This window comes from Hymenobacter jejuensis (genome assembly GCF_006337165.1).
In the GTDB taxonomy this organism is placed as follows: Bacteria; Bacteroidota; Bacteroidia; order Cytophagales; family Hymenobacteraceae; genus Hymenobacter; species Hymenobacter jejuensis.
This window is the reverse complement of the sequence record NZ_CP040896.1, coordinates 4,902,209-4,922,398: the sequence shown is the minus strand read 5'-3', so window position 1 is coordinate 4,922,398 and position 20,190 is coordinate 4,902,209. Positions and strand designations below refer to the sequence as shown.

The 20,190-nt window shown below is 57.1% G+C and carries 19 protein-coding genes; 13 read left to right on the top strand and 6 right to left on the bottom strand.

Annotation, left to right across the window (positions count from 1 at the left end; genetic code table 11):
- Positions 1-260: 260 nt before the first annotated feature.
- Entirely contained in the window at positions 261-1,685 is a 1,425-nt protein-coding gene (locus tag FHG12_RS20310) for a DNA/RNA non-specific endonuclease (protein WP_139517528.1), read from the bottom strand.
- Between the two features lie 209 nt (positions 1,686-1,894).
- On the opposite strand from FHG12_RS20310, the gene FHG12_RS20305 reads away from it, so the two are divergent.
- The 4 genes from FHG12_RS20305 (at position 1,895) to FHG12_RS20290 (ending at position 5,962) form a co-directional block, all read left to right on the top strand.
- Positions 1,895-2,743 carry a hypothetical protein gene (locus FHG12_RS20305; protein WP_139517527.1) on the top strand — a complete coding sequence of 283 codons (849 nt, stop codon included), beginning with the start codon at positions 1,895-1,897 and terminating at the stop codon, positions 2,741-2,743.
- A gap of 30 nt (positions 2,744-2,773) precedes the next feature.
- Complete coding sequence (locus FHG12_RS20300; protein ID WP_139517526.1) at positions 2,774-3,097, top strand: hypothetical protein; 324 nt, start codon at positions 2,774-2,776, stop codon at positions 3,095-3,097.
- A 203-nt stretch (positions 3,098-3,300) separates the two neighbouring features.
- Positions 3,301-5,076 (top strand): DUF885 domain-containing protein, encoded by a 1,776-nt coding sequence (locus FHG12_RS20295; protein ID WP_139517525.1) that lies wholly within the window; start codon positions 3,301-3,303, stop codon positions 5,074-5,076.
- A gap of 121 nt (positions 5,077-5,197) precedes the next feature.
- Positions 5,198-5,962 carry a YdcF family protein gene (locus FHG12_RS20290; protein ID WP_139517524.1) on the top strand — a complete coding sequence of 255 codons (765 nt, stop codon included), beginning with the start codon at positions 5,198-5,200 and terminating at the stop codon, positions 5,960-5,962.
- Positions 5,963-6,002: 40 nt separating this feature from the next.
- Here the strand turns inward: FHG12_RS20290 and FHG12_RS20285 are convergent, their stop codons facing one another.
- On the bottom strand, positions 6,003-8,108 hold the full coding sequence (locus FHG12_RS20285; protein WP_139517523.1) for a beta-galactosidase: 2,106 nt from the start codon (positions 8,106-8,108) through the stop codon (positions 6,003-6,005).
- 295 nt (positions 8,109-8,403) lie between these two features.
- Complete coding sequence (locus tag FHG12_RS20280) at positions 8,404-9,810, bottom strand: NAD-dependent succinate-semialdehyde dehydrogenase (protein WP_139517522.1); 1,407 nt, start codon at positions 9,808-9,810, stop codon at positions 8,404-8,406.
- Positions 9,811-10,070: 260 nt separating this feature from the next.
- On the opposite strand from FHG12_RS20280, the gene FHG12_RS20275 reads away from it, so the two are divergent.
- The 8 genes from FHG12_RS20275 (at position 10,071) to FHG12_RS20240 (ending at position 15,900) form a co-directional block, all read left to right on the top strand.
- Positions 10,071-10,628 (top strand): RNA polymerase sigma factor, encoded by a 558-nt coding sequence (locus FHG12_RS20275; protein WP_317129686.1) that lies wholly within the window; start codon positions 10,071-10,073, stop codon positions 10,626-10,628.
- A 2-nt stretch (positions 10,629-10,630) separates the two neighbouring features.
- On the top strand, positions 10,631-11,515 hold the full coding sequence (locus FHG12_RS20270; protein ID WP_139517521.1) for an anti-sigma factor: 885 nt from the start codon (positions 10,631-10,633) through the stop codon (positions 11,513-11,515).
- 125 nt (positions 11,516-11,640) lie between these two features.
- Positions 11,641-12,180 carry a heme NO-binding domain-containing protein gene (locus tag FHG12_RS20265; protein ID WP_165699474.1) on the top strand — a complete coding sequence of 180 codons (540 nt, stop codon included), beginning with the start codon at positions 11,641-11,643 and terminating at the stop codon, positions 12,178-12,180.
- Between the two features lie 83 nt (positions 12,181-12,263).
- Positions 12,264-12,602: an arsenosugar biosynthesis-associated peroxidase-like protein gene (locus FHG12_RS20260; RefSeq protein ID WP_139517519.1), complete on the top strand. Its 339-nt coding sequence runs from the start codon at positions 12,264-12,266 to the stop codon at positions 12,600-12,602.
- A gap of 90 nt (positions 12,603-12,692) precedes the next feature.
- Entirely contained in the window at positions 12,693-13,742 is a 1,050-nt protein-coding gene (arsS, locus tag FHG12_RS20255; protein WP_139517518.1) for an arsenosugar biosynthesis radical SAM (seleno)protein ArsS, read from the top strand.
- Positions 13,743-13,763: 21 nt separating this feature from the next.
- Positions 13,764-14,312 (top strand): rhodanese-like domain-containing protein, encoded by a 549-nt coding sequence (locus tag FHG12_RS20250; protein ID WP_139517517.1) that lies wholly within the window; start codon positions 13,764-13,766, stop codon positions 14,310-14,312.
- Complete coding sequence (locus tag FHG12_RS20245) at positions 14,305-14,934, top strand: TIGR04282 family arsenosugar biosynthesis glycosyltransferase (RefSeq protein WP_139517516.1); 630 nt, start codon at positions 14,305-14,307, stop codon at positions 14,932-14,934. The genes FHG12_RS20250 and FHG12_RS20245 overlap by 8 nt, the downstream gene beginning before the upstream one ends.
- A 60-nt stretch (positions 14,935-14,994) precedes the next feature.
- Entirely contained in the window at positions 14,995-15,900 is a 906-nt protein-coding gene (locus FHG12_RS20240) for a hypothetical protein (protein WP_139517515.1), read from the top strand.
- On the opposite strand, the gene FHG12_RS20235 is transcribed toward FHG12_RS20240, so the two are convergent.
- The 3 genes from FHG12_RS20235 to FHG12_RS20225 form a co-directional block, all read right to left on the bottom strand.
- The gene (locus FHG12_RS20235; protein WP_139517514.1) at positions 15,897-17,228 is read right to left on the bottom strand and encodes a glycosyltransferase 87 family protein; all 1,332 of its coding nucleotides are present in this window, start codon (positions 17,226-17,228) and stop codon (positions 15,897-15,899) included. The two genes, FHG12_RS20240 and FHG12_RS20235, sit on opposite strands and share 4 nt — an antisense overlap.
- Positions 17,225-18,697, bottom strand: a complete 1,473-nt coding sequence (locus tag FHG12_RS20230) for a cellulose synthase family protein (protein WP_139517513.1) — start codon at positions 18,695-18,697, stop codon at positions 17,225-17,227. Before FHG12_RS20230 ends, FHG12_RS20235 begins: the two co-directional genes overlap by 4 nt.
- 64 nt (positions 18,698-18,761) lie before the next feature.
- On the bottom strand, positions 18,762-19,472 hold the full coding sequence (locus FHG12_RS20225; protein ID WP_139517512.1) for a glycosyltransferase family 2 protein: 711 nt from the start codon (positions 19,470-19,472) through the stop codon (positions 18,762-18,764).
- 201 nt (positions 19,473-19,673) lie between these two features.
- Between FHG12_RS20225 and FHG12_RS20220 the strand changes: the two genes are divergently transcribed.
- On the top strand, positions 19,674-20,144 hold the full coding sequence (locus tag FHG12_RS20220) for a peroxiredoxin (protein WP_139517511.1): 471 nt from the start codon (positions 19,674-19,676) through the stop codon (positions 20,142-20,144).
- Positions 20,145-20,190 lie beyond the last annotated feature (46 nt).

The following is a 20,190-nucleotide window of genomic DNA, read 5'->3' as shown; positions in this document are numbered from 1 at the left end:
ATAGCAAAGTCAGGATAGCGGGAATTTGGATAGTGCACGATCGGAAACACAAAGGTCGTATATAGAATTGAAATTCATAACACATTATAGATCAATTCATTATGATATATCATCGGTAAGCCCCTGTAAACTATAGTGTAGCAGTACACTTTTCGGTCCTAAGCGAAGCCCCCGCGGGGCAACACGCCGCCTGCCCGGCAGTGGTGTTGCCCCGCGGGGGCACGTTCGGAGCGGAGTAAAAACGCTTGGGGTTTGCTGGCTTAACGCACCATTCGGCTATCAACCGTAGCTTCCAGGCGATCTTGCACCTCCACGGGCAGGGCGCTGAGTAAATCCAGGCCGGTCGCATCTTCAATCGCATCCACCGACACACGGTAGCGGCTCCAATCCGGGTCGATGCTGTTGTCGTTGGGCGTATCGACGGCCAAAATGCGGGCTTGGCCAGCGGCAATGCGCTGGAGGTCGTCGGCGCCTTCGGGGATGATTACCAGTACTTTCCACACGCGGGCAGGCACCGTAACGCGGCCTTCGTCCAAGGTCACGGCGCGGCCGTTGAGGCCTGTGCCTCCTTTGCCGTAGTTGCCCATAATCACGTAAATCTCATAGCCCTGGTTCACCAGCGAGCGGCCGTATTCCTCCAGGCTCGACCACGTGCGCTGGTTGTTGTTGGGCGCCTGCGGAATCATGTTGGTCATCAGGAAGGTCGCCGAATTGTCGTCGAGGTCGGTTGTGCGATCGGCGGAGGGACAGTTATGGCCTTTGTCGAAGCCGGAGCCGGCGTAGCTGTGCGGCGTAACCGAATACCAGCCGCGCGGCAGCGCCGGATCGGGCCGGAAATCATCTTGGCGCGGAGCCGAGCCCATCCAGGCGCGGTTGAGGTGCCAGCTTACCCAGTTGGGCGTGCCCCGGTCGCGGTTGTAGCTAAGCGTGTATTGGGGCTTGACCATCAGGTAGTTGCTGAAGTTATCGAGGCTGCTGGTGGCGCCGCTGGGGTTGCCGAGCGCCAGGTTGTCTTCCCGGCTTGTTACGATGGCCGCAATAGGCGGATTGCCTGCCGTGGTCCGAAGCGTCGGGGAGGTAGTGCTGCCGGTGGTGGCCACACCCGTGCCCCCGACAAACTCAATATCATCGACGTTGAGGCGGGCACTGCTGCCATCGGTTTTGCGAATTTCGAGGCGCACCGAGTTGCCACCGCTTACCGGAAAGCTGCTGACGGAAAGTCGCGGGCCGGTAGTCCGGACTGGCGCGCCGGTGCGCACGTAGCGCCGCCCGCCGTCCTGGCTGATCCACAGCTCCCACGTGCTGGCTTGGTCGTCGCCGTAGGTCGCTGTGCTCACCCGGATTTGCCGGGTGCTGGCGGGTGCGTTAAAATTCATGCGCAGCCTACCTTTGCCACGCAGGCGAGCCGCATGAGAGCCGTTTTTGTGGTCAGTGGGCGACGAGCCGATCAGGGCATCGGTGAAGTGCCAGGTGCCGGTAGCCAAGGTTTCGTCGGCTTCGGTATACGCCCCTTTGCTACCCGTTTCGAAGGTTTCGACAACGCTACCGGTGCTTGTTTGCGCCTGCGTGGGCATGGGCGGGGCGGTGGCAACGGTGCTAGTCGTTTCGGGTTGCTGTTGCGAGCAGGCCAGGGGCGTGAGGCTCAGCAACAGGCCGTACAGTAGGAGGGAAGAGGCAGGGCGCATAGGGCTCAGAAAATGATCCGACAACAATACAAAGTTGTAACGATTGTAACGCCTTTTCGTGGCAATAAGGGCATCGTTTATGCCTCGAAAGCCTGTACGTATAGGAAAAGAAATATTATAGAAAAAATCCTACTATTGTATTAAACCTTTTGTGACATTCTCTCTCCAAGGGGTAAATCAATTTCCAATCCCTTTTCTCCCTCCATTTTATGCAACGATTTTCAGTACCCACCCTCAGTTTTGTGTTCATAGCCAGCAGCATGCTTTGGCTCACAAGCTGTAACAAGGACAATGCGCCCGGTGCCCTAAGTACCACCGTTTCGGCTGAAGACCAAGGACTTGCCGACGAAGAAAATGCTTCTGCCGGCGACATCATCGACGCCGCTTCGCCCGAAACCGAAGCCCAGTCAAACAGTGCCACAGTAGCATCAGCCGACGATTTGGCGCGGCTGCTGTCGGGGTGTGCGACGCGCAGCTACGATGCGGCTACCAAAACCCTTACCATCGATTTTGGTACCACCAACTGCGTGGGCCCCAACGGGGTAGCGCGGCGCGGCAAAATTATCGCCGTTTTCAGCGGACCCTACCGCCAAGCAGGTGCAACTATCACCATTACGCCCCAGAACTACTTCGTGAACGACAAACAGCACCTCGGTACGCGCGTACTAACCAACCTAGGCAACGGTTCTTTTTCGCTGGATGTAAAAGACGCCAGCGTCGTGACGACTGAAGGCACGCACAAATGGTCGGCGCAGCGCACGTACACCCGCACGGCCGGGTTTGGTACGCGCACGATTCTGGACGATAAATTTACGGTAACCGGCTCGGCTACAGGCACAAACCGCAAAGGCGTGGGCTATTCGGCTGTGATTACGCAGCCGCTGGTAAAGCAATTCACGCCCGGCTGCGCTCGTCATTTTACGGCCGGAATCATTACTATTACCAACTCCAAAGAGAAGTCGATGGTGCTCAACTACGACCCTACCGGAACGGCCGCCTGCGACAATATTGCTTCCGTGACGATTAACGGCGTTACCCGAACTGTAACTTTGAGATAAATACTTGATAATCAATATATTGTAAATAGTATGAAAAAGCTTCCTGTTCTTTCGGCTCTTCTGTTCCTAGTATTGGGCACCGCCTCGGCCCAAACGACGACGCCACGCGTTACGGCGCAACAGCATGCTCAAAGTGCCCGCATTCAGGCAGGAGTACAATCTGGAGAGCTGACCCGCACCGAAGCCGCGCGCCTGAAAGCCCGGCAGACGGCGTTGCGCAACGAAAAAATAATGGCTCGCGCCGACGGGCGCATCTCGGTGCCGGAGCGCAAGGAACTGCGGCGCGACGAAGCCCGCACCAGCCGGGCCATTTACCGCCAGAAGCACGACGCGCAGGTAAGCACCCCGCGCTGAGCTTTGTCCGCGTAACGGCTATTAATAAAAAAGCCCTGCTTCGGTGCGCCGGAACAGGGCTTTTGCATTTGGGCGGGCACAAAACCACCCTAGCGACAGCTGCCTCAAAGCGGGCCGCTTTTTTTAGTACAACTATAACCAGCTGCGGGCAGTACAATTCCGGTCGTGCTTTGTTGCTTATTTATTCCGCCAATTTCCCATCTATGACCCACTTCTCCTCTGCCAAACTTTTCTTCGCCGCCATAGTGTCTTCGGCCTGCTTGGCGGGCTGCAACCAATCGGAGGGCCGCAAGCAGGCCCTGACCGACACGCAGCCCGATGCAGTGTTTGAGCGCTACAAAAAACAGTTTATCGATTCGCTTTGGTACTACAACCCCGGCCGCGCGTCCAGGGCAGGCTACCACAAGTACGACTCGCTGCTGGTGGTGCCCACTGCGGCCCGCCGACAGACAGAAGCCGCCGCGCGTACCCGCATGCTCAAGCAGCTGAGCACGTTTGAGCTAAAAAGCCTGCGAGTCAATAATCAAACGGATTATCTGCTGATCAACAACTACTTGCGTAGCTCCCGCTGGTCGGCCGATACCTTGCGCGACTGGCAATGGAACCCCGCTACGTACAACTTGGGCAGCTCCGTAGCCGAAATCCTGAACGGCCGCTACTGGCCCCTCGCCCGGCGGCTGCGAGCCATTTCTTCCAAGATTTCGCACGCCCCGGATTATTACGAGGCCGCCGAGCAAAACATCAGTCAGCCCACCCGCGAGCATACCGAACTGGCCATTTTGCAGAACAAAGGCGGGCTGGCCGTATTCGGCAAAGCGCTGGAAGATTCGATAAGCCGTTCGGAACTATCAGAGAAGGAAAAGCAGGAGTTTCGCAATCGCTTGTCAACCACGCGCTTAACGATAGAGAACTACATCAGCTTTTTGCAGAAGCAAGTATTGCCGGCGGGTAAGTTTCGCAGCTTCCGGTTGGGTAAAGCTCTGTTCGACAAGAAGTTCGCTTACGACATCCAATCTCGCTACTCCGCCGATGAAGTGTACCGGAAGGCCCAGCGCCACCGGGCCGAGCTGCTGCACGACATGGGCAAACGCGCTACCCGGCTGTGGCCCAAGTACTTTGCCGGCCAGCCGATGCCTGCCGATACGGCCGCCACAATCCGGCAGATGATTGCGCGCCTTTCGCAAAAGCACGCCTCTCAAGCCGGCTTCGTGGCGGCCGTGAAGCAGCAGATCCCGACGCTGATTCAGTTTGTCAACGATCACAAACTGCTCACTCAAGACCCCAGCAAGCCGCTCGTGGTGCGCGAAACGCCCCTCTACATGCGCGGCAGTGGGGCTGGTGCATCTATTTCAGCACCAGGTCCTTACGACAAAGCGGCTAATACCTATTACAACGTCGAGCCGCTCGACGGGCAACCTGCCGCGCAAGCCGAAAGCTACCTGCGCGAGTACAACGACTACACGCTTCAAATCCTCAACATCCACGAAGCCATCCCTGGGCATTACACACAGTTGGTGTACGCCAACCTGTCGCCTTCGCTGATTAAGGCCATCTTTGGCAACGGCGCCATGGTAGAGGGCTGGGCCGTGTACGCCGAGCGCATGATGCTGGAAAACGGCTACGGCGGCAACTCCGACGAAATGTGGCTGATGTGGGACAAATGGAACATGCGCGTAACGCTCAATACCATCGTCGACCACGAGGTGCAAGCGGGCAACCTTTCGGAAAAGGATGCCGTGGCCATGCTCCTGCGCGACGGCTTTCAGGAAGAAGCCGAGGCTCGCAACAAGTGGCGCCGGGCCACGCTCTCGCAGGTGCAGCTCAGCAGCTACTTCACGGGCTACACCGAAATCTACGATCTGCGCGAGGAGCTGAAGCGGAAACAGGGCAAAAGCTTCGACCTTAAAACCTTTAATGAGCAGTTTCTGAGTTTCGGCAGCGCCCCTGTGAAGTACATCCGCGAAATGATGTTGCACTGATTTTGTAAATATCTGATAATAAGATAATTATAATTTGCCTCGATTGTCTGTTTTCTCTAGGTAGTCTTTCACATGTAACGGCCGCGAAGCAACCCGGGTAATTTCGGTTAGCTTCGCGGCCGTGTTTTTCCTGCTTTCCAAAATTCTGTATTACGTCATCATGCCAGCAGTCTGGCTGGTGGCGTTGCTGCTGGCGGCCGTCGTGGTGCGCCAGCCCGTTTACAAGCGGCGCTTATTGTTAGCAGCCTTGGTAGTAGCCTTGCTGGGTACCAATCCGGGGTTGGCTAACGAGGCCATGCTGGCTTGGGAACTGCCGGCCGTTTCGCTGCGCGCGGTGGGGCGGCACGATGCCGGCGTGCTGCTTACCGGCATCACGAAAGTAAATAAGTCGCCCCACGACCGCGTGTACCTCAACGAAGGCGCCGACCGGCTTACGCATACGCTGTGGCTGTACCGTTCGGGCCGAATCCGGCGTATTATCATTTCGGGCGGGTCGGGGCTGATCCAGAGCACCGCGCGCAGCGAAGCGGCCGAGCTGGCTATTCTGTTGCGCATGGCGGGCGTTCCCAAAGAGGATGTGCTGTTGGAGCAGCGCAGCCGAAACACCCGCGAAAACGCGCTCTACACCAAGCAGTTATTGCAACAGCACCCCGATATCAAATCGTTGGTGCTCATTACGTCTGCCTTTCACCAACGACGCGCGCTGGGCTGCTTTCGGCGCGTGGGCTTGTCGCCGACTGCCTTTCCTGCTGATTTCCGCACCATCGACCGCAGCTTAGCTCCCGACTATTGGCTCATACCGGATGCTGGCGCGCTGGGCTTGTGGAGCACGCTCCTGCATGAGATGGTAGGATACGCTACGTATAAACTGTTGAGGTACTGTTAGTTGTCTTGCAGTGTAGACCCCAAAATTTGGCAGCAGCCCATTATTCTTGCCACACTACTACGCCGGCTGGTTTTAGCTGTTTGTCCCCAACGAGGACCTGCGCTTTGGTGGGTAGGCTAACCGAATAGGGTTTGTCGGAATAATTGACGCCGACCCAAAACCCATCGCGCCATTCCAGGATCACGCCCGCGGGCAAGTCCTTAACCGGGATGCCGGCCTGCTGGTATACCCGGCGCATCACCTCTTTTTCCAAGGCTCCGTCGTCTGTGTCGGGGCCCACATAGGTCACCGTGCCTTTGCCCAATTTGCGGGAAACAACGGCGGCCCGGCCGGTATAAAACTGGTTGGTGTAGGTGGCCCATACCTGAGTGCCCGGATTGGGCTCGAGGATATCGGCCCAGTTGTTCCAGTTGAAAGTTTGATTATTGAATAGGATGGTGCCTTTTTCGGTGTCCGGCATCAAATCGTAAAACGAAATTTTGGCGCCTATCAGGTTGTAAATAGGTTCGGCCCATTTCATTTCCCACAGTTTGCCGTTGCGGTTTTTTTGCCCGGTCCGGCTGGTCAGCACCAAATGGCCGCCCTTCTCCACATACTGTTTCCAGCGCTCGACGAGTTTGGCATCTAGCAGCTGGTAGGCGGGCGCGATGACGACCGGATATTTCGAGAAATCTTTGTCCTCGGTGATCACATCCACGGGGGCATTCAGCTGTTTGAGGCCGCCATAGTAGCGCATCAGGTGCTGCATATAGTCCCACTGGTAGGTTTGGGGCTGGTTGTCCATTTCCCACCGACTGTCCGGACTGTATAAAACAGCCGTCAAACGCGACGCGTACTCGGCAGGCATTTTAGCATTGGGGCGGTAATGCGACTTGATGCCATTCAGCTCCTTGATCACCTGTGTGTATTCCACCCCACTGGTGCTCACCGTCACCCCATCGGTGCTGATGATGCCATAATGGTATTGTTCGCCGCCATACAAAGGCTGTTTGAAGCGGTAGTTGCACACAAACTTATTGCCGCCGGCAAAGGCGTGCCAGATCCACATGCGCACGGTGCCCGGCAGCGGCTGCGGGTTGAACTTGCCCCAGTTTACCTGCCCCGGCTGCAATTCCATAACCCCGGTTACGCCGTTGATGGATCGAAACAAATCGTTGGCAAAGGCGATGCTGGTAGGCGAGCCCATCCGGAACCCCTGCGATCCCAATCCGGCATCATACCCGGCCACTAGGTATTTGGTATAGGTGACAAAGTCGAGGTTGGTCATGCGGGTGGGATCAACTGGCGCATGCTCCGGCATCAGGTTGGTCGTGATCCACTGGTTGGCCGGGATGTTTTTACGCAGTATTTGGTACTGCATGCCCAGAAAGTCGGTGACTTCATCGCTCGAAAAACGCTTGAAATCGAGCACAGCATGGGGGTTGGGCTGCGCAATAAGTTCTTTGCCGTTGGGGATGCGTATCTGGTCGAAGTTGTTGTACCGAATGCTCCAGAAAGCGGTGCCCCAGGTGGCATTCAGCGAGTCTATGGCTTTGTACTTATTTTTAAGCCAGTTGCGAAAGCTGGTTTGGGCGGCCGGGCTATAATCGTACTGGCCGTAATGGGAGGGTTCGTTATCCAGTTGCCAGCCCCAGATTCGCTTATCGTTGGCGTAGTGTTTCGCTACGGCGGTTACCATTTTCGCCACGTACTGCCGGTACACGGGGCTCGACCACGAGATGTGCTGCCGCGAGCCATGCTGCATCGTCGTGCCGTTTTCGTTTACCATCAGGATCTCCGGGTGCTTTTGCACCAGCCAAGCCGGTGGCGTCGGGCTTGAGGTGCACATAATGACCTTGATGCCGTTTTTATGCGCCAGCTCCACGGCCTCGTCGAGCCAGGCAAAGTCAAACTTGCCTTCTTCGGGTTCAATAAAGGCCCAGGCAAATTCCCCATAGTGGGTGAAGTCAAACCCCAACTCGCCCATTTTCTTCAAATCCCGCTCCCAGTACGCGTGCGGCCACTGCTCCGGGTAGTAATAGGAGCCGATGGTCATCAGATCTTTCTTGGGGAAAAATCGATCTGCGCTTTGAGCAAACAATGATTTGCTGCCCAGCAGGCACAACAGCGTCAGAACGACCGAGGAATGGTGTAAAGGTTTGCGCATAGCTTAGCAAGCGTTGAGATTTGAATCGATGCCGTAGGGAGAGGGTAAGCAAGGGTGCCGAAGCCATATTCCCGCAGTGGCAAGGTATGCGGCCGTGGCGGCCGATGCAACGCAAGTAGCACCAGCATGATTGCTGTAGCATCATGTACTCTCTGGGCCAACATCCCTTTCGACCTAAATGACGTCGGTATTCATCCAATACCCCGTTATAAAAACTTGCCGGCCGCCGTTCTGGTAAGGCACGAAGCCCAGAATGGCGGCCGGCAACAAGGCAAGTAGCATTTAGCAGAAAACGCTACTCGACTTTCTTCTGCTTCGGGGCTGTTTTCTTTTGCGTGCCAGCCACCCAGATGCTTTTCTGATTGACAAACTCGCGAATGCCGAGGTAGGAAAGCTCGCGGCCGTAACCCGATTTCTTGACGCCCCCAAAGGGCATTTCCGGCGACGATTTTACCATCGAATTGACAAATACGGCCCCGGCTTCGATGCGACGAGCTAAAGTTTCGCCGCGTTTCTCGTCGCGCGTCCAGATGGAAGCCCCCAGGCCAAAGCGCGAGTCGTTGGCCAACCGAATGGCGTCCTCCTCGTTCTTGGCTTCCATGATAATGGCCACTGGACCAAACAGTTCTTCGTAATAGGCTGGTTGACTGGGCTTTATATTACTGATGATCATGGGGCGGAAAAGGGCGGTGCCGGGCTTCGACTGGCCGCCGTGCAAATCTACTTTGGCGCCTTTCGCTACCGATTCATCCACTTGGCGGGTGAGGTCGTCGGCAAGGTCGGGGCGGGCTAGGGGGCCAAATTGGGTAGCTTCGTCGAGCGGGTCGCCGGTGCGCATGGCCAGCAGGTGCGTCTTCATCTTGCTGATGAATTCTTTGGCAATCGGCTTTTCGACGATGAAGCGCTTGGCGGCAATGCAGCTCTGGCCGGAGTTAATCATACGGGCCTGCGCGGCGGTTTTGGCCGCCAGCTCCAGGTCGGCATCGGCCAGCACCACAAAGGCGTCGGAGCCGCCGAGTTCGAGCACTGTTTTCTTGATCTGCGCGCCCGCGGTAGATGCTACCTGCGCGCCGGCCGGTTCGCTGCCCGTGAGGGTTACGGCCTTCACCCGGTCGTCCTGAATTAGCTTTTCGACCAACTCCGATCCAATGAGCAGCGTCCGGAAGGTAGCAGGCGGGAAGCCCGCATCGTGGAAAACCTGCTCGAGGGCCAGGGCGCATTGCGGGACGTTGGAAGCGTGTTTGAGCAATCCCACATTGCCGGCCATGAGCGCCGGCGCGGCGAACCGCACGACTTGCCAGAACGGAAAATTCCAAGGCATCACGGCCAGCACTACGCCCAACGGCTCGTAGGCAATAAAACTGTGTTGCGCTTGGGTTTTGATGGGCTCATCGCGCAAAAATTCTTCGGCGTGCTCGGCGTAATAATCGCAGGTAAGGGCGCATTTCAGCACCTCGGCCCGGCCATCGGTGATGGGTTTGCCCATTTCCACGGCCATCATATGAGCAAGCTCGTTTTGGCGGTCGCGCAGCAGTTGACCGGCGCGGCGCATGCGCTCGGCGCGGTGGGCAAAGGAAGTAGTGCGCCAAGTGATGGCCTCCTTGGCGACCTGCGCCAGAATGCGTTCGGTTTTGGCCCAGGAAAAAGCCTGAAAGCGGCGCTCAACCCGGCCGGTGTAGGGATTGAAAGACTCGATAGCCATGCAAGGAAGGAAAAAGTAAATGCCAGTTCAGGGTACGATAACCCATACGCCAGGATGCGGTTGTCGGTCGCAAAAGCCGGTCAAGCGGCGCTGATTTACCAGTTGAGCCGTAGCCCGTAAACCCAACTGCAAGAATCGGGTTATAGTAGCGCGAAATAGCTTCAGCAGCTTCCCGCATCGCAATACAAGCATAATCCTCTACTTTCGTCTCATTGTTGGCTGGATAATTGGTGCCGGCCGGCGTTTACTCCAAGTTGCCCGTGTCTGCTACACCCCCCGAGTCAATGACGCCTGTTTCGGAAGATCTGCTTGTGCAGCGCCTCCGTGCCCGAGACGAAGCAGCGATGACGCTTTTCTACGACAAGTACTCCGCTGCTCTCTATGGCGTGATCCTCCGGATTGTAAAAAAAGAGGAAATCGCGGAAGACGTTTTGCAGGAAAGCCTCGTCAAAATCTGGCATTCGTTTCACACCTACGATGCCGGCAAGGGGCGTTTGTTTACGTGGGTGCTCAACGTTTCGCGGAATTTGGCAATTGACAAAATCCGGTCCCGACAGTACCGCGTAGGTAGTCGTACGCAGCCCATCGAAGAAAGTGCAGCACTGCGTCAGGCCGCCTCTCCCACGTTCCGGCCCGAGCACATAGGCTTGCAGGACATGACCAATAAGCTCAACCCCGAGCAGAAACAGGTGATTGATCTGCTTTATTTCGGCGGATTTACGCAAAGCGAAGTGGCTGAAGAACTCAACCTGCCGCTCGGAACGGTGAAAACCCGTGCCCGGGCCGCTATCAAAGTATTGGCAAAATTGATTCGATAACCGTGAACATCCAGGAATACATCGAATCAGGCATCCTCGAACAGTACGCCCTCGGCGAGCTGAGCGAGGCGGAGCGCGCCGACGTCGAACGTCTGGCCGCCGAACATCCACAAATCCGTGAGGAACTCAACGTTATCACGGATGCTCTGGGAGCGTATGCGCAGGCTCATGCCCAAGCACCCCCCGCCGGGATGCGCGAGCGGGTGCTGAGTGGGTGGCAAGCGGCCATCAAGCACGATACAGGCGCACCCGAGTCCCAGAGCGCAGCCGCGCCACAACCACAAGCTGCCCCTGTGGCAGAAAGCGTGGTAAGGCAAATGCCTGTTAATCAAGAATATACGCAAGAAGCCCCGGCAGCTCGCTTCAACTGGATGATGGCCGCTGCCGTAGTCCTGTTATTGCTGAGCGCGGTAGGCAACCTGCTGCTGTATACCCGTTGGAAAGAGGCTGAATCCAGCTTGGCCATTGCCCAAAGCGAGCAAGCTCGCGTGGCCTCGTCGGTGCAGGCGGTGCAGCGAACCTTGGGCTACCGGACGCAGGAGCTCGCCATTCTGCGCAGCGATCAGTTTCATTCGGTTACGCTGGCGGGCATGCCGGTGGCGCCTACAGCGCGGGCCAAGGTGTTGTATAACCCTGCTACCCGCAAAGTATACGTCGATGTGCACAGCCTCCCGACGCCGCCTTCCGGCAAGCAGTACCAGCTCTGGGCCCTCGACAACGGCAAACCCATTGATGCGGGCATGTTGGCCGCCGCCACTGCAGCCGGCGATAGTCTTCAGCAGATGAAAGACGTGGCCAGTGCCCAAGCCTTCGCCATGACGGTAGAAGAAGCCGGCGGCAGCGCAAACCCGACCATGTCGACCCTGACGGTGATGGGCAAAATGTAGCCTCGCGGCAACGGAAACAAGTAAGAGGCTGTAGAGGTTGAATTGGGAAGAACGGCGCGCATCAGGTTATGCCGGTGCAGCGCCAACCAATTCCGTACTTTACAGCTTCACTTTTTTCACCCTCCGTGCACGGATCAATCTTTATTCTGCTGAAGCGCTACGTCCAGACCCAATACGACCATAGCACCTGGGTACGCCTGGTCGAAACATCGGGCCTTGGCGCCCTCGATTTCAACCACAAAGAAGTATACCCCGACGCGCACATCTATGCGCTGGTTGGCCATGCGGCCGAGATGACGGGCATTCCGGCGGAAAAGCTCCAGGAGAAATTTGGCGAATACCTCGTGCCCGATCTGATGTACATATACGGCAAGCTCGTTGACCCCGCTTGGCGCACGCTGGACATGATTGAGCATACTGAGTCGGTGATGCACAAACGCGTGCGCCAAGACCACGCCGAAAACCGCCCGCCCGTGCTGGATGTTACACGAGTATCGTCGCAGGAAGTGCAGATCAACTACGTCTCGGACCGCCGGATGGGCGCGCTGGCCGTGGGCATTGTGCGCGGCCTGGCAACGTACTTCGACGAGGCCGACCAGATCGTGGTAGAACCCACCACAAGCGAAAACGGCGAACACGTTCAAATCCGGGTGCGCCGCATCTGACGTATTTGTAAACAATTGATAATAAACATGTTACGCTAAGCGCTTGTTGCTCAGTAAGAAGTGCTAGGTCTCACGCAACCCTCATGGAAAAATCGACTTATTACAACCCGGCCGACTTATCGAAATTTGGCAACATCTCCGAGTGGCAACCCGAGCTGGGGCGCAAATTTTTTGAGTATTACGCCGAGGTTTTCAAAGAGGGAGCTCTCACCGAACGTGAAAAATCGCTAATCGCGCTGGCCGTAGCCCATGCCGTACAATGCCCGTATTGCATCGATGCCTATACCAGCGATTCGTTGCAAAAAGGGGCCGACGAAGCGCAAATGATGGAAGCAGTGCACGTTGCGGCTGCCATCAAGGGAGGAGCGGCCCTGGTACACGGTGTGCAGATGATGAACAAGGCCAAGGAGCTTTCTATGTAGTTTCTGCGTTGTCGTCTGGAACGTCGGTGCGTGGCCCTCAGTCTGAGGCCGCCTCTCCGTACCGCCGATAAGCCTGTTTTTGCCCTGCCCATGAAATCTTTGCATGCCCAGCACCATCCCTTAGCCGACTCCGGCTATCAGCTTACCGTGCTGACGCAGGCCGATGTGGAAGGAGCCCAACTGTTGCCTTTTGCGGCGCGCCTGCGCGAAACTGGTTTGCTGCCGTTGCGCCCAACGGGCATCCGTGTGATGCAAATAAACGTGGGGAAAATGTGCAACCAAACCTGCCGCCATTGCCACGTAGATGCCGGCCCCGACCGCACCGAAATCATGACGCGCGCTACCATGCAGCTCTGCCTAGATGCCTTGGTTCAGACGGATATTCAGGTAGTTGATCTTACGGGCGGCGCGCCCGAAATGAACCCAGATTTTCGCTGGTTTGTGGAGCAGATTTCGGCTTTGGGGCGCCAAATCATCGTGCGCTGCAACCTGACCATCATCGTCGCCAACCCGAAGTACTACGACTTACCGCAGTTTTTTGCCCGCCACGGCGTGCAGGTGGTTTCGTCGCTGCCGCACTTTTCGGCCTTGCGCACCGATGCCCAGCGGGGCGAAGGCGTGTTCGCCAAATCCATCAAGGCCCTGCGCTTGCTCAACGAAGCCGGCTACGGCGCAGAAGGCTCGGGCTTGTCGCTGGACTTGGTCTACAATCCTTCCGGTGCTTTTTTGCCGGGCAGTCAGGCCGCGTTGGAGCGCGATTTTAAGCAGCGGCTTTTGCGTGAGCACGGAATTGTGTTTAATAACTTGCTCACCATCACCAATTTGCCCATCAGTCGCTTTCTCGATTACCTATTGGAAAGCGGCAATTACGCCTCCTATATGGAGAAGCTGGTGCTGGCTTATAACCCCGCCGCCGCCGCTAACGTGATGTGCCGCAGTACGCTTTCCATCGGCTGGGACGGCCAACTGTATGACTGTGATTTCAACCAACAGCTGGATTTGCCGGTCGAGGAGCGAGCCCCCCAGCACATCCGCGACTTCAACCTGGCCGCGCTAAACAACCGAGCGATCGTGGTGAACCAGCATTGCTACGGCTGCACGGCAGGCGCTGGCTCAAGCTGCGGCGGTGCTACTACATAAATGCTTGATAATCAATAAATTATGATTGTTAAGTTATTTGGGCGTGCTATATCAATACTTGTAATTGTACTGGCTTCGGCAGTCGTTCCCGCTTGCAACTCCGATAAGGAGGTCACAAGCGGCGCTAGTCCGGCGTACCAGCAGCTGCTGCGGACGCTTTACAGCGGTACGGTGCGCGTCATTCAACCCGCCGCGCTAGCCGATTTGCTGCGCCAAAAGCCCGAATCGGTTGTTGTGCTGGATACGCGCACGCCCGCCGAATATGCGGTAAGTCACCTGCGTGGTGCTCGGTTCGTAAACTTCGATTCGCTGGCAAAAGCCGATTTCAGTGCCGTGCCTCGCAACCGCACCGTCGTGGTGTATTGCAGCGTGGGCTACCGCAGCGAGAAAGCCGGCGAGCGTCTGAAAGCCTTGGGATTCAAGGATATCCGCAACCTGTATGGCGGTATTTTTGAATGGGTAAACGAGGGGTTGCCCGTGTATAACCAGCAAGGGCCAACGGTCAACGTGCATCCGTATTCGCCGATCTGGTGCCCTTGGCTCAAGCGCGGCAACCCTGTGTATGAGTAACGCCGTTGTTTCTGCAAACCCGCAGCGGCACCTGCTCATTTTTGCCCGTCACCCCGAGTTGGGCCGGGTGAAAACGCGGCTGGCGCAAACCATCGGCGACGAGGCGGCGCTGGAAGTGTACTGTGAGCTGTTGGCGCACACCCAAGCCGCGGCCAGCGGGGTAGCCGCGACTCGGACGGTTTGGTTTGCCGATGCAAAACCAGCGGCCGCGCCTCCCGATCTGTGGGCAGATTATCTGCACCAAACTCAGGGGCCGGGCGACTTAGGCGCGAAAATGCATCGGGCTTTTGCAGAGGCTTTTGCGGCGGGCGCGTCGGCTGTGGTCATCATCGGCACCGACTGCCCCGGCCTGACCTCAGCGCACTTAACAACCGCTTTCGACTGCCTTGCCACGCACGACGTGGTGCTGGGTCCGGCTCACGATGGGGGGTATTACCTGCTAGGAATGAGCACTTTACACGCCGATTTGTTTCTGAATAAAACCTGGAGTACCGCTTCCGTATTGGCCCACACCTTGCGCGATGCCACGCGATTGGGGCTCACTGTGCACCAGTTGCCGCAGCTCCGCGACGTTGATACGGCCGAGGACTTGGTGGCGTGGCGAGCGGCACAAATAACATAAGGAAAACGCGACCGTGGCTTTTGCACGTACTAGGGCTTCCTTACCGCGTTTTGCTACCCTATGCGCCATTTTGTTGCCACACTAGTTACGTCCGCAGTTTGTACAGGCCTTTTGCTGGGCGGACTGGTGGCTTGTTCGCCGGAAGGTGAGTCAAGAAAACCGCCTGCCAAAGCCGTTGCTACGTCCGATCGGCTGCGGCACCTCGACGAGTATTTCAACTCGCTTTGGGCCATGAACAAGCTCTGGGAAGACGGCTTGGCCGAAGTGGCTATCTACGATGCCGAGCGGGTGATCTACAACAAGCAGCGCCGCTTCGAGTACGTGCTCATCACAGTGAAAGAGGAATTTAACCAGCAATTCAACGTCAAAACCGACGATTACAAGCGCAAGGACGTGTTTCCGGTGATGAAGGTAAATCAGTTTTGCCGCATCCCGACCGAGCAGTACCCGTACCATTTTCTCACGTCGCTCTTTTTTCGCCGCGATCAGCCCGTGCCGCTTTATAAGCTCACCACCTCGTCGCAGGAATGGTGCGGCAACACGTTCAAAGCCATCTCCGACGATGGCATGGAATACATCCAAACCTACAATTCTTACTGGGACGGCCAGGGCGCCGGCGAGCGCCACCTGCGGCACGATGTGTTGTTTGAAGACGCTTTGCCCTACACACTGCGAAGCCTCAAGTTTGACACGAAGCCAAGCTTTCGGGTAGAAATCTGCGACTTGCAGCAAACCAGTCAAGCCAAGCCTCCCGTGTATTATGCGGCGCAAGTGCAAGTGGCCGAAGCGCCCTCGGCCGACGCTCCGGAGCCCGCTTGGCGCGTGCAGTTGCAGCTCGACAAGCAGAAACAGAACGTATACTGGTTCGCCAAAAAATACCCCAACACGCTGCTACGCCAAACCACCTGGGACGGCCGAAACCTGCAACTCAAGTCGTTGCGGCGCTACGCGTATTGGGTTCACTAGCTGGTTGTTAAGGGCTGAGGGCGGCGAACATCGTATACCCACACGCTCAGCACCACCGCGTATTCTAGCGCCACCAAGCCCAGGTTTTCGGTATAGGCGGAGGTCTGGTAGGTGGCGTACGAAAGCATTGCCATCGCCGACCACACCAACGCGTAACGGTAACGCGTAAACACGCTCAGCGCCACCAGCGGCGTGAGGTACCAAGGATGCACGATGGTTGCCAGAAGATAATAGAGCGTCAGGATGAGCAGGCAGGCATTCGGCAGCGAAAACAGCGTAGGATTTTTTTCGCGCCACGCATACAGCAGTCCGCCAACCGCCGTGAGCACCGCCAGCCCCGGCCCGATGTAGGCAATCTGGTTGTAGCCGGTAAGCCAATATCCGATGGGCCGCAGCAGGTAATACAGGCTGGCGTTGAATTCGAAATTGTGGAAATACAGGCCCAGGCTACGCGCCAAGTGCTCAAGCAGATCTGAGGAAAAAAACGGTGCAAACAGTCCCAGCAAGGTAGCCCCCGTCAGGAGTACATACCTCCAAAACCGACGCCACCCGAGCCGACGTCCCAGCAGCGGCAGCAGCAACAGCGGCAATAGTTTCGTAGCGGCCGCCAAACCCAGCACCGCCGCCGACCATTGCCATCGGCCCCGCACGAGCAGCCACACCGACAGCAGGAAAAAGCAGATGACCAAGGCTTCAAAATGCAGATTGCCTACAAGCTCTATAACTACCAAAGGATTAAGTAGATACCACAGCGCTCTTTGGGTCGGAAATCCGTAGTGGGCCAGCAGCCGCAGCAACAGCCACGCCGTGCAAGCCTCCGCTGCCAGCAACACCAAACGCATGAGCAGCACTGCCCCGCGCTCGCTGCCTGGAAAAATAACGGCAGCGCCCCCAAACACCATTTGACATACCGGCGGATACACCGAATAGTAATGCGGCGAGTTTAGGCGCGGATAAATAGCAGATAGTTGTTGATTTTCAGTGCTTTGTGCGCTGTTCGTAGCGGGCACCAGCTCGTCGGGGCGGTATCGGAAAGGGTTTTGGCCCGATGCTACTAACAGGCCATCCCAGCGAAAGCGGTAATAATCGTCGGAAAGGGTGGGCAGGGCCGGCAGCCAGAGCAGCCGGAAGGCCAACGCTACCAGCAACCCCGTGCGCAACGGCAGTTGGCAAGCCAGCAAGGCGGCGTAGCATCCAAATGCAACTATCAATAAGCCAAGTACTTGCAAAAAGTGGGCACGCGGCGTAGCATAGGCCAGTGCGGCATAGGCCAACACACTCAGCACCACGGCCAAGCCCCCGGCGATGCGTTGCGGGCGCGGCTTCATGCGGGCTGGCGGTTGTGGCGTAGGGAATAATAGAACACCAGTCCAAACCCGATGGTCAGAAGCAGGTGGAAGGGCAGCAGGCCTAGGTCACGGAAATATAGGCCCGCGCCCAACCCGAACAGGAAGTACAGCGTCAGCAGACCTTCCAGGGCCGTGAGCCAATCCAGCGCACCGGTGCGGTAGCGGCGCCCTTGCCAGGTGCCCTGCCGGCGCACCAGCCCCAGCTTGGGCGTGCGAACAAAGGCCGATTGCCGGCCCAGCAGCCCCAACATTACCGCCCGCGAATTGTGCAGCGATAATCCCATCGAAACAGCCAGAAAAAGCAAAAAAAGCGGCACGAACTTCCACCAAGCCTTTTTTGCATTCGACAGTCGCCAAGCCATGAAGTAATAATAGGTGAGGGGCAGGAAACCCAGCAGAAAGATCGAGGCCATCTGAAAAACCGGCCTGAACTCCGGAATCCGTACCCGCACAAACACCAGCGGCACGCTCAGCAGCGCCATCAGCAGAATGGCCATAAATACGGTGCTGTTGAGCAAGTGAAACATTGCATGCACCTTGGTGGAAGCCCTGACAGAAGAAGTTAACACTCTCCCCAAGTGCTTGCGGGCGGTTTCGGCAGCGCCTTTAGTCCAGCGGAACTGCTGCGATTTCAACGCGTCCATGGCGGCCGGCAACTCGGCCGGGGCTACCACGCGGGGCAGATACAGGAACTGCCAGCCCCGTAGCTGGGCGCGGTAGCTCAGGTCGAGGTCTTCGGTGAGCGTGTCGGTGTGCCAGCCGCCGGCGTCGACGATACAGGTGCGCCGCCAAGTGCCGCCCGTGCCGTTGAAATTGATGAAATGCCCACCGTACGTGCGGCCTACCTGCTCGACGTAGAAGTGGGCGTTCAAACCAAAAGCTTGTAATTCAGTGAGTAACGAATACTCTTCGTTCAGGTGGCCCCAGCGCGTCTGCACGACGCCCACCTTGGGATTGTGGAAATGCGGAATGCTACGGCGCAGAAAATCGGGGTTGGGCACGAAGTCGGCATCGAAAATAGTAATGAACTCACCATCAGTCAGTTCCAAGCCGTGCCGGAGGGCGCCGGCTTTAAAGCCCTGCCGGTCGGGCCGCTGCACATGCTCGATGCGTAGGCCCTGCGCCCGGTGGTACGCCACCCGCGCCGCTGCCAGCGCCAGGGTTTCGTCGGTTGAGTCGTCAAGTACCTGAATGTGAAGCTTATCGGCAGGGTAATCCAGGGCGGCGGCCGCGTCGATGACGCGCTCCACGACATAAACTTCGTTGTATATCGGCAATTGCACGGTCACGCGGGGCCACTCGGTGGGAGGCAGGGGCTCCGGCGCTAGGGGCTGCCGGTACGCACGCTGCGCTAGCCGCGTAAGCTGGAGCTGGGTAAGGCTAAAGCCCAGAATAAACGTCAGACACAGCCCGTACAGGACCAGAAGCGCAATTTCCAGACCTAGCATGCGTGAAATGAGGGCATTGCAAAAGTGTGATTTACAAAGTGAATCTTATAAGTAATATATTGACTTACAAGTATTTAGCTATTGTCCAGAGGATCTTATAACCTGCGCCCAAAGTCCCTTTCACCGTGCCCGATACCTTCGACACGCCAATGCGGCGGCGGTAGCGCACGGGCACTTCCTGGCTGCGCAGCTTCTGTTTGGCGGCTTTGAGCTGCATCTCTACGGTCCAGCCGTAGGTTTTGTCTTGCATGTTCAGCTGCTTGAGCGCCTCAGCCCTGATGGCGCGGAAGGGACCAAGATCGGTGAAGCGCGCGCGGTACAGCACTTGTAAGAGAGTAGTAGCAAGCCAATTACCGAAAATCTGTTGGGGCATCATCGAGCCGCTTTCCCGTTGGCCCAGCGCCCGCGAGCCGATAACCATGTCGGCTTCGCCCCGCAGGATAGGGTCGACGAGCGCAGGCATTTCTTCGGGATAATCGGAATAATCGCCGTCGAGAAAAACGACGATGGTAGGCTGCTCCGCTTCGGGGCGGGCAAAGCAATGGGCCATGCCACGCAGGCAGGCGTAGCCGTAGCCAGGCCGCGCTTCGCGCAATACAGTAGCGCCGGCGGCCCGTGCTACCGCGCCGGTTTGGTCAGAGGAATTATTGTCTACTACAATGACTTCGCGCACCAGAAAGGCCGGAATTTCCGCCAGCACTCGGCCGATAGACAGTTCTTCGTTGAAGGCAGGAATGATGACATCGATGCGCGGCGCGGTGGGCGAAAAGGACATGTAGGCAAGTGCGTGAGAAACACAAAGATGTCAATTCAAACGGAAGTAAACTGCCCGTAAGCTATAGTGGTTCGCGACGGGATTTGTGACGGGCCACCATAGCTCGACAAAACTATTTGGGCTTCGGGCGCTTATTACAGTTCTTTTGCGGCTCAGGGCCGGCACCTGAACTATTATGTTTGTTCTTTTAAACTCCCCGATATGCTTCAAGTAGGCGACAAAGCCCCCGATTTCACCCTCAAAACCACTTCCGGTGATTCTTTTCGCCTTTCTGAGCAGCGTGGGAAGCGCAACATCGTGCTTTATTTTTACCCCAAAGACGACACGCCCGGTTGCACCGCCGAAGCCTGTTCGTTTCGCGATCAGTACGAAGATTTTCAGGAACTGGGGGCCGAAGTAGTGGGCGTGAGCTCCGATAGCGAGGCTTCGCATCAGAAATTTACCCAGAAGCACCGCCTGCCGTTTCCGTTGCTTGCCGACGAAGGTGGCAAAGTGCGCAAGCTCTACGAAGTACCGCGCGTATTGCTGGGCATTCTGCCGGGTCGGGTTACGTTTGTCATTGATAAACACGGCGTTATCCGCTACATCTTCAACTCGATGAGCCGCGCTACCGACCACGTGCAGAACACCAAGGAAATCCTGGCCGAGCTAAGCACGGCCGAGCGAATCTAGCTAGGCAGCGCGGAGGCTATATTTGCCTCTTTATCAAAAACTGGTA